We start from the raw sequence: 9,585 nt of genomic DNA on the forward strand, positions 1-9,585 counted from the left end.
CCCCCCCCCCCCCCCCCCCCCCCCCCCCCCCCCCCCCCCCCCGGGCGCCGGCCGCCCAGGAGGCCGCGACCGCGGCGAAGGGCTTCCTCGACGCCTGGGGGAGGGGCGACCTCGCGGCGGCCGCCGCCCTGACCGACCGTCCGGACATGGCCACCAGCACGCTGTCCTCCTTCCAACAGGAGCTCCACCCGAGCGAGTTCACCCTCACGCCGACCGGTGCCGTGTCCGCGGCGCCGCAGCCGGGCCGCACGGCCGAGGGCTTCCACGCCCGGATGCGGTTCCAGGGCACCGACCGTGCCTGGGAGTACGACGGCAGCCTCGGCGTGGTGCGCACCGACGAGGGACGGATCGCCGTGCACTGGGACCCGAGCGTGATCCACCCGAGCCTGGCGGCCGGCGGGTCGATCGCCGTCCGGACGGTGGACGCGCTGCCCGGCCGGCTGGTCGACCGGAACGGCAAGCCCTTCGAGGAGTCCTCGCCCGTGAAGGCGATGCTGGCCGGCGTGAAGACGGGCGCGGCCGGCACCGGCACGCCGGGCCGGGCGGTGGTGCTCGTCCGCGGTTCCGCGCAGCCCGCGGAGCAGCTGTTCGCCCTCACCGACCCCGGTGCCGCCGAGTTCAAGGTGACCCTCGACGCGGAGCTCCAGCGCGTGGCGGACGCCGCGCTGCGGGAGCAGACCGGCGGTGGCGGGGCCGGGTCGGTGGTGGTCGTCGAACCGAGCACCGGGCACGTCCTGGCCATCGCCAGCGCCCCGGCGGGCGCCTTCAACCGCGCCCTCGGGGGCGGGACCGCGCCCGGCTCCACGATGAAGGTGGTGACCGGCGCCGCGCTGCTGGAGGCGGGCCTCCGCCCGGACAGCCCCGCACCCTGCCGGGACACCGCCACCTCCCCGAAGGTGTGGCACAACGACGAGCGCGGCGACCACCTCGGCTACACCCTCGCCGACGACTTCGCGCACTCGTGCAACACCGCCTTCATCGAGCAGGGCCTGGCCAAGCTCCAGCCCGGCACCCTGGCCAAGGTCGCGTCCGAGCAGTTCGGCCTCGGTCTGGAGTGGCACACCGGCCTGCTCAGCTTCGACGCCAGGATCCCCGCCCCGGGCAACCGGGACGAGCAGGCCGCCGAGTACATCGGCCAGGGCGGCGTCCAGATGAACACCCTGCTGATGGCCTCCGTGGCGGCGACCGTGCAGAGCGGCACCTTCCGCCAGCCGGTCGTGGTCGACGGCGTCGCCGACCGGGCCAGTGCGCCCGGCCGGCTGCCCGCGGACGTGGCACGCGACCTGCGGGCGATGATGGCCAAGACCGTCCGCGAGGGAACGGCCCGCGCCCCGATGGCCGGCATCGGCGGGCAGGTCGGCGCCAAGACCGGCACCGCCGAGGTCGACGGCAAGAACCCCAACAGCTGGTTCATCGCCTACCGCGGCGACCTCGCCGTGGCGGTCGAGGTCGAGCGCGCGGGCCACGGAGCCGAGGCCGCGGGCCGGGCGGCCGCCCAGATCCTGCGGGTGGGCAACAACGGCTGACGGTCCGGCACGGGTCCGAAAAATCCCGGCAATCGAGGACGGATGAGGCGTATGGTCGTGAATCCCCCTCAAGGGAGAGGAGTTGACCTGATGGGACTCTTCAGGGACGCGCCGCCCCAGGTGCATCCGGAGTACACCCAGCTGCGCTTCATGGCCGCCGGATCGCCGTCCTGGTGGAAGCAGAACCGGCACCGCGTCCTGGCCGTCGCGGGCCTCCTCGTCGGCTTCTGGCTGGCGGGACACCACGATGCCACGCCCGGTACCTGCGACACCCCGGCCGCCACGGCCAGCCCCGCCCCCTGACCGGGGCGGGGCCTCGCACCGCAGGGATCAGGGCGGCGGCGCGCCGTAGGTGACGGGAACCCCGGCCTGGCGGGCGCGGGAGACGACGGCGGGGACGGCGCGTTCGGCGAGCGCGGCGATGGTCAGGGACGGGTTGACGGTCAGTGAGGTGGGGACGGCTGCGCCGTCGGTGACGAACAGCCCCGGATGGCCGCGCAGTTCGTGCTGGTCGGTGAGGGCGGAGGTGGCGGGGTCGTCGCCGATCCGGCACGATCCCAGCGGATGGGCGGTGACCGAGCCCCCGACCTGTTCGGTCCAGGGGCGGACGGTCGCCAGCCCGTCCCGCTCCAGGACGGCGCGCAGCTCGGCGTCGGCGGCGCTCCAGCCGGCTCTGGTGCCGGCGGTGGGCGAGAAGGCCATCGTACCGAGTCCGAGGCCGGGGGCGAGGCGGACGAAGCCGCCGGTGGGCGGCGGCGGGCCGAAGGTCCCCTCGTTGTCGTCCTCGGTCATGGCGAGCACCGTCAGCCAGGACCGCCACGAGCGGCGCAACTGCCGCTTCCCGGTGCCGAACCACCCCGGGCCGAGGGCGGCCCGGGCGAGCGTGTTGGTGATCGGCGGGAAGTAGATCTGCTGGAGCGTGAATCGGCTGAACTCGGGGGCGGAGCCGTCGAGGTGGTCGAAGCTCGCGGTGGTGATGGGCTTGCCGATCGGCAGCGCGGCGTACGCGGAGCCGTCCGGACGGGCGAGGCCCAGCAGGTCGCGCACCTTGGTCTCGTCCATCTCGGCGACGGAGACCCGGTCGCCGTTGCCGGAGAAGTACCGGCCGACGGCCGGGGGGATGCCGCCGAGGGCGGGGGCGGAGCGCTGCAGGACGACCGGGGTGCCGACCGCGCCGGCAGCGAGGACCACCACCTTGGCGTGGACGGTGCCGATCTCGGCGGTGCAGCCGTAGTCGGAGGGGTCCAGCACCGTGTACGTGACGGCGTAGCGGTGGCCGTCGATCCAGGACGGGACGACGGCCTGCACCTCGTGCAGCGGTCGCACCTCGGCGCCGTGGGCCTCGGCCGCGGGCAGGTAGTTCAGCAGCATGGAGCGTTTGGCGTCGAAGCGGCAGCCCGAGAGCATCCAGTTGCAGTCCGTGCAGCGTGCGGTGTCGACGGCGACCGGCACCGGGTTGCAGGTGCGCCCGGCCCGGTGGCAGGCCGCGGCGAGGACGCCGCCGGCGTACGAGACGGAGTCCCAGTCGAGGCGGGTGACCGGCAGGGACTGTTCGACCCGGTCGTACCAGGGGTCGAGTGCGGCGCGGGTCAGCGCGGCCGGCCAGATGCGCCGCCGCAGACCGCCCCGGCGTTCGAAGACGAAGGACGGGGCGCGCAGGGAGGCGGCGAAATACACCACGCTGCCGCCGCCGACGCAGTTGCCGGCCACCACCGAGATGCCGTCGCCCTTGATGACGTCCACGATCCTGGTGTAGCCGCCGAGCCGCAGGTCGTGGGTGAAGTCCCCGGCGGCCAGGCGGGGTCCGCGCTCCAGGACGGTGACGCGGGCGCCGCCGGCCGCGAGGTGGTAGGCGGGTATCGCGCCGCCGAAGCCCGAGCCGATCACCAGCACGTCGGTGGTCTGTGCGCTCATGCCGGGCTCCCCGAGGCCGTGGTGCGCGGGTGGAGGTCGGCCAGCGGCCGGTCGTAGGAGTGCGCGGGGAAGCGCCAGAGGCCGTCCGCGTCCGGTGGCGGGAAGCCGATCCAGGCGAGCCCCGGATGGCCGGTGGCGATCGCGGTGGTGGTGTGCTGGTGGGCGGCGGTGTCGAAGGCGAGGCCGACCAGCAGGGCGAGGACCTGCCAGACCGGCCGGTCCACCTCGCCCGGCTCGAACAGGCCGGTGACCAGGGCCGTCCGGTGGTCGAACGGCAGGCCGACGAAGGGTGGCCACCCGGGCGGCAGCCACAGGAGATGGGTGGCGGCCCGCGCCAGCGCGCGGGCGTCCAGCAGGGCTGCGATCTCCGGCAGCCACGGGCCGAGCGGCAGGTCGGGCGAGACGAGGACCTGGACGGCCCCGGCCTGGACCGCGCCCGGTCCGGTCACCGCGCCCGCGATCGGCAGGTCCCCCGGGTGTCGGCGCTGCCCGGGGACGAGGGTGTCGGCGAACGCCTCCAGGCTCTGCACGGTCCAGGCACCCGGGGCTGCGGCCCCGGCCGACGCCAGGGACGGCGGGCCGGCGGCGAGGACGGCGGTGGCGGCGGCGAGGGCCTTGAGCAGGCCGCGGCGGTCCAGGAGCGGCACCGGTTCACCCGCCCAGTGCGCAGCGCAGGTCGAACGGCAGCTCGGTGGTCAGCCCGCTCTCCCCGGAGGCGGTGCCGTAGGCCGCGAGCGCGTCCGCCAGGTCCGGGAACCGGGGCCGCAGGGCAGCGACCGCGTCGCCGATGCCGACCCGGACGCCGTCGATCCGGAAGTCCGCCAGCCGGACGCCGGCGCGGCGACCGGTCCTGTCCCACCAGTACTGGCCGTCCCAGGCCACCCACGGCACCGCGCCGGTGGTGGACTGCACGCTCCAGTGGTCGCGCTGGTAGTAGTGGCAGGTCAGCAGCGAGGCCGCGATTCGGGAGGGCTCGGCGAGCAGGAAGCGCAGTGCGCCGCCGTTGTCCACGGTGATGTCGCGCTTGCTGTACTCCACGCACAGCGGATCCGTGAACGCCAGCCACCACGGCGGCTGCTCGCCCTCGCCGTAGCGGTGCCACGGACAGCCCGCGGCGAAGCCGGGCTCGGTGAACGGACCCGGACGGGAGAGGGGCGCGGCGGCGGCCGCCGGGACGGTGGTGGTGGCCGCCCCCAACGCGAGGGCGGCGGCGAGCAGCACGGTACGCAGACGTGGACGGGACACAGGACCTCCTGGAACCGGAGCAGGACGGGGGTGTCGCGCGAGGAGCCGTCTTCGGAGAGCGCCCGGACGGTCGGGCCAGGGGCGCCTCGGGGCCGGCACGGACGAGGATGCGGCACGACTACCGGCGAGTACAAGAGGTGTGACGGTGACTCATCCACTGCACCCCGTGTCGGCCCGAGTGCCACCCGCGCTGTCGTTGCACCGCACTGTTGACGGACGGTCAGCCGAGTGGTTCGGTGGCTGAGCCACTGACGGCGGACGTGCGACGGCAAGGGGGACGGGCATGGGATCCCGCGAAGCGGACCGGCCGTGGGCGCCGCGCTGGGACGGCAGGCCGGGCCGTACCGAGGTCTGGTACACCACGCTCACCGACCCGACCACCCGGACGGGCGTCTGGCTGCACCACGAACTGGTCGCCCCCACCGACGGCTCGCCCGCCCGGGTGCACGGCTGGATCGCCCTCTTCCCGCCCGAAGGACCGGTGGAACACGCCAGGTTCGGCCCCGAACCCTGGCCGCCCCGCCGACCGTTCTCCTCCGCCTCCGCCTCCGCCTCCGACGCCGCGTCCGCCTCCGCAGCAGCCGCCGACGCGGGCGCGCGGCACCTGCGCGGCACCGCCGGCCCGTACACCTGGGACCTGACCGAGCACCCGGCGGGCGAACCCCTCTACACCTTCCCCCGCTGGGCCTGGCACCACGGCGGGCTCCCCGCCGCCCAGATGCTGCCGGCCGCCGCCTCCCGCTACACCGGCACGATCGACCGCCCCGGCGGCGTGCTCCACCTGGACGGCGCCCTCGGGGCCACCGCCCGGATCCACGGCCACGGCAACGCCGAACGCTGGGCCTGGCTGCACGCAGACCTCGGCCACGGCGACGTCCTCGAGATCGTCGCCGCCGTGTCCCGGAAGCCCGTGCTCGACCGGCTGCCGCCCCTGGTCTTCCTCAGACTCCGCCACCGCGGCCGCACCTGGCCACGGACCGCGCTGCGCCCGGCCGTCGGCTGGGCCGGCGCGGGCCGGTTCAGGGCGCGCCTCGGTCTGCCGACCTGGACGGTCACCGGCCGGACCCTGCTGCGCCGGGTCCGCGTCACGGTCACCCAGCCGGAGGAACGCACCCTGGCCCTGGAGTACACCGACCCGGACGGCAGTCGCGCGGTGTGCCGCAACAGCGAGGCCGCCGACGCCGAGATCGCGCTCGAACGCTGGTGGGGCCGTTGGCGCCCGCAGACGTCCTGGACCCTGGCCGGAACCGCGCACGCCGAGGTGGGCGGCCGGTGAGGTGGGGCCGACGGCCCGGCCGTAGAGGCCTTGACGGTCCGTCCGCCACCGGATTGACTCCCGACCGGAGGCCGGGCCACCCGGCCACGGCAGCCCAGGAGCGAGGAGACCGATGCCGGTGCCGCCCGAGACCATCCAACGCCGGTCCGTGGTCGACCTGCTGGCCCACCGACTGCGCCAGGACATCCTGAGCGGCATCCACCTGCCCGGCGCCCTGCTGCCGCCCGAGCGGGACCTCGCCGCCGGCTACGGCGTCACCCGCACCACCCTCAAGCACGCCCTGTCCCGCCTCGAACAGGCCGGCCTGATCAGCACCCGGCACGGCATCGGCACCCGGATCCGCGATTTCCTCCACGAGGGCGGCGCCGACCTCCTGCCGATGCTCGCCGCGCACGACCCCGGCTGGCTCACCGAGGTGTTCGAGGTCCGCCGCCACATCGGCGCCGTCGTCGCCCGCCGTGCGGCCGCCCGCCGAACCGACCGGCACGCCCGGCGCCTCCGCGAACTCCTGCAGGCCGTCCGGGAGGCGCCGGACGGCGACGCCGCCCAGCTCGCCGACATCGAGGTGCACCGCGAGCTGGCGCGCGCCACCGGCAACCGGGTCTACCTGCTGCTCACCAACACGCTGTTCAACGCCTACCTCCCCGTCCGCGGCGCCCTGCGCGCGCCGTTCGAGGACCCGGCCGAAGCCGCCGACCGGCTGGCCCCGGTCGTCCGCGCGGTCGTCGACGGCGAGGAGGGCCGCGCCGAACGGGCAGCCGAGGAGTACCTCCGCAGCACCGAGGCCGTCATGCTCGACTCGCTCCGGGCCGCCCGGTCGGGCTGACCGCCCGCTCCGCCGTACGGACCGTCGACGCGCCGCCGCACCGGCCCCAGCCGCACCGACGGGACCCGTACAGGCGGGACCCGTACCGGCGGGACCCGCACCGACGCGGACGGGGCCGCCGGCGAACCGGCGGCCCCGCATTTCCTGGCACCCTTCATCCACTTACCGGAAATCAGGGTTCCGGTACCGTGCGCGGAAGGGTTACTACGACCACAGCTGATTGGCCTGGACATTTCCGCACGGCCACTGGTTGACGCGCGCGCCGTTGCCGGTGTTCCAGCCGCCGACCTCCAGGCAGAGGCCGCTGTTCTTGTTGATGAGGTACGTGTACTTCGGGTCGCCGACCCCGCCCAGGCGCCACAGCTGGTTCGCCTGGGTGTAGTTGCCGTTCGCGTCCTTGCCGCACGGCCACTGGTTGGCCCCGGCGCCCCACTCGGTGCTCCAGCCGCCGATCTCCAGGCACTGGCCGCTGTTCTTGTTGACCAGCGGGAACCAGCCCGACGGGTAGTTGCCGTTCGTCAGCCACTGCTGGTTCGCCTGGCCGCCGGCACCGCACGACCACTGGTTCGCCGCGGCGCCCCACTCGGTGCTCCAGCCGCCGATCTCCAGGCAGAGGTTGCTGTTCTTGTTCACGATCGTGTCCGTGGGCTGCTGCGCCGAAGCGGGCATCGACATCGCGAGGGTGAGCCCCGCCGCGACCGCGGCGACACCGGCGACCCGGCCGACCCGACTGACCGTCCTGTTCATTTTAGGATCCATTCCTCGAAAGAGCGTGGGAAGGCCCGTGAGGAAAATGGAATATGTGTCATGAATTCCCCCCGGATTCGGTCGTAGATTAGCACAGGGCCGCGACTGATGTCGTCCACTAACCATCCGTGCGGGCCGATCTCCGGGCAAAGAGTACAAACCGCCGCCTGGTGCGCTTAACGGATGATCGGGGCCGATTACGGCCGGTCGGCGTCGAGGCGGCCGTGGGGGAGGGGCGGCCTGGAGGAAGCGACAGGTGCTGCTCCGGAGCGGAGCAATCGGGTCGGAGCCATTGACCAACGGGGGCGAGCTTTCTACATTCTGTGGAACCGAATGGCGGAACCCGTGTTCCGCATCGCGGATCTCTTCATGGGTCGGGCCTGTTCGCCGCGGGCACCGGCAGGTGGGCGACGGCACCGCCGTCCGCCAGGGTCGTCCCGACGTCGCCGTGTCCCGTTCCGGCCGCCGTCCCCGGGCCCGAAGCCACCTCGGATGTGGAGGACCGCACATGGGACGTCGCGAAGCGCCCGTGAAGCCCGCAACCCCGCCGCACCCCGTCGACGAACTGCTGCCGCCCGGACGGATGGCGACCGTCGCCCTCCAGCACGTCGCCAGCATGTACGCCGGGGTCGCCGCACCGCCGCTGATCATCGGCGCAGCGGCCGGCCTGACCCCGGCCCAGCTGACGACCCTGCTCGCCGCCAGCCTGTTCATCGCCGGCATCGCCACCCTGCTGCAGACCCTGGGCTTCTGGCGGGTCGGCTCACGGCTCCCCTTCGTGAACGGCGTCTCCTTCGCCACCGTCTCGCCGATCCTCGCCGTCATCGAGGCGAAGAAGGACGCGGCGCTGCCGCTGATCTTCGGCTCCACACTGGTCGCCGGACTCTTCTGCTTCCTGCTGGCCCCCGTCTTCTGCCGGCTGGTCAGGTTCTTCCCTCCGGTGGTCAGCGGCACGGTGATCACCCTGATCGGCGTCTCGCTGCTCCCGGTCGCCGGGAACTGGGCCCAGGGCGGCAACTCCGCGGCGCGGGACTACGGCTCGCTCGGCAACCTGGGCCTCGCTGCCGTCACCCTGGCGTCCGTGCTGCTGTTCCACCGCTTCCTGCGCGGTTTCTTCCAGCGGATCGCGATCCTCCTCGGCCTGCTCGTCGGAACCCTGGTGGCGATCCCGTTCGGCAAGGTGGACGCCCATGCGCTCGCCGGCCTGCCGCTCGTCGAGCTGCCGCACCCGTTCGCCTTCGGCGCGCCCCGGTTCGAGGCCGCGGCGATCGTCTCGATGCTGGTGGTGATGGTGGTCTCGATGACCGAGTCCACCGCCGACATGATCGCGCTGGGCGAGATCGTGGAGAAGCCGGCCGACGACCGCACGATCTCCGGCGGCCTGCGGGCGGACGGCATCGCGACGGCCCTCGGCGGCGTGTTCAACGGCTTCATCTGTTCGGCCTTCGCCCAGAACATCGGGCTGGTCGCGCTCACCAGGATCCGCAGCCGCTTCGTGGTGGCCCTGGCCGGGATCCTCCTCGTGGTGATGGGCCTGCTGCCGGTCGTCGGCGGGCTGGTCTCGCTGGTGCCGCAGCCGGTGCTCGGCGGAGCGGGCGTGGTGCTGTTCGGGTCGGTCGCGGTGGCGGGCCTGCGCACCCTCGGCGCGGCGGACCTGAACGTCGGCTCCAACGCGATCATCGTCGCGGTCAGCCTCGCCTTCGGCATCTTCCCGATCGCCTACCCCGGCTTCTACCACGCCTTCCCGGAGCAGATCGGCACCGTGCTGCACTCCGGCATCTCCGCGGGCTGCCTGCTGGCGGTCACCCTCAACCTGCTCTTCAACCACCTGGGCCGCCCCCGCACCGTCCCGCCCGCAACCGCGCAGCCCGCAACCGTCCCGCCCGCAACTGGGCCGCAGACCCGGACCGAGCCCGCGGCCCCGGTGGCGGACCCGGCCTGACCCCCCGTCGGCCCGGCCCCGCCCGCCCCCCCCCCCCCCCGCCCGCCGCCCCCCCCGACCCGGCGGACGTCCGGGAGCTGCGCCGCCACATCCGCGCCGAGATCGCGAA

The 9,585-nt window shown here is 74.1% G+C and carries 9 protein-coding genes; 5 read left to right on the forward strand and 4 right to left on the reverse strand.

Going from position 1 to position 9,585, the window contains the following annotated elements; translation table 11 throughout:
- Together ABD353_RS23515 and ABD353_RS23520 are read left to right on the forward strand one after the other, a co-directional pair.
- On the forward strand, window positions 1-1,526 hold a 1,526-nt coding region (locus ABD353_RS23515; RefSeq protein WP_344625637.1), incomplete at its 5' end, for a penicillin-binding transpeptidase domain-containing protein.
- 90 nt (window positions 1,527-1,616) lie between these two features.
- Entirely contained in the window at window positions 1,617-1,829 is a 213-nt protein-coding gene (locus ABD353_RS23520) for a hypothetical protein (protein WP_344625638.1), read from the forward strand.
- A 27-nt stretch (window positions 1,830-1,856) separates the two neighbouring features.
- On the opposite strand, the gene ABD353_RS23525 is transcribed toward ABD353_RS23520, so the two are convergent.
- The 3 genes from ABD353_RS23525 to ABD353_RS23535 are packed head-to-tail and all read right to left on the reverse strand — an operon-like array spanning window position 1,857 to window position 4,685.
- Window positions 1,857-3,440, reverse strand: coding sequence for an FAD-dependent oxidoreductase (locus tag ABD353_RS23525; RefSeq protein WP_344625639.1), 1,584 nt, complete (start codon window positions 3,438-3,440; stop codon window positions 1,857-1,859).
- Complete coding sequence (locus tag ABD353_RS23530; protein WP_344625640.1) at window positions 3,437-4,087, reverse strand: DUF5987 family protein; 651 nt, start codon at window positions 4,085-4,087, stop codon at window positions 3,437-3,439. Before ABD353_RS23530 ends, ABD353_RS23525 begins: the two co-directional genes overlap by 4 nt.
- Before the next feature lie 4 nt (window positions 4,088-4,091).
- Complete coding sequence (locus ABD353_RS23535; protein ID WP_344625641.1) at window positions 4,092-4,685, reverse strand: hypothetical protein; 594 nt, start codon at window positions 4,683-4,685, stop codon at window positions 4,092-4,094.
- Window positions 4,686-4,968: 283 nt separating this feature from the next.
- On the opposite strand from ABD353_RS23535, the gene ABD353_RS23540 reads away from it, so the two are divergent.
- Together ABD353_RS23540 and ABD353_RS23545 are read left to right on the forward strand one after the other, a co-directional pair.
- Window positions 4,969-5,961, forward strand: a complete 993-nt coding sequence (locus ABD353_RS23540; RefSeq protein WP_344625642.1) for a hypothetical protein — start codon at window positions 4,969-4,971, stop codon at window positions 5,959-5,961.
- Between the two features lie 112 nt (window positions 5,962-6,073).
- Entirely contained in the window at window positions 6,074-6,787 is a 714-nt protein-coding gene (locus ABD353_RS23545; RefSeq protein WP_344625643.1) for a FadR/GntR family transcriptional regulator, read from the forward strand.
- Between the two features lie 204 nt (window positions 6,788-6,991).
- Here ABD353_RS23545 and ABD353_RS23550 read toward each other — a convergent pair whose 3' ends face one another.
- Complete coding sequence (locus ABD353_RS23550; RefSeq protein WP_344625644.1) at window positions 6,992-7,534, reverse strand: RICIN domain-containing protein; 543 nt, start codon at window positions 7,532-7,534, stop codon at window positions 6,992-6,994.
- A 508-nt stretch (window positions 7,535-8,042) separates the two neighbouring features.
- Here ABD353_RS23550 and ABD353_RS23555 point away from each other — a divergent pair.
- Complete coding sequence (locus ABD353_RS23555; protein ID WP_344625645.1) at window positions 8,043-9,476, forward strand: nucleobase:cation symporter-2 family protein; 1,434 nt, start codon at window positions 8,043-8,045, stop codon at window positions 9,474-9,476.
- Window positions 9,477-9,585: the final 109 nt, after the last annotated feature.

It is taken from the genome of Kitasatospora arboriphila (assembly GCF_039528095.1).
Lineage (GTDB): Bacteria > Actinomycetota > Actinomycetes > Streptomycetales > Streptomycetaceae > Kitasatospora > Kitasatospora arboriphila.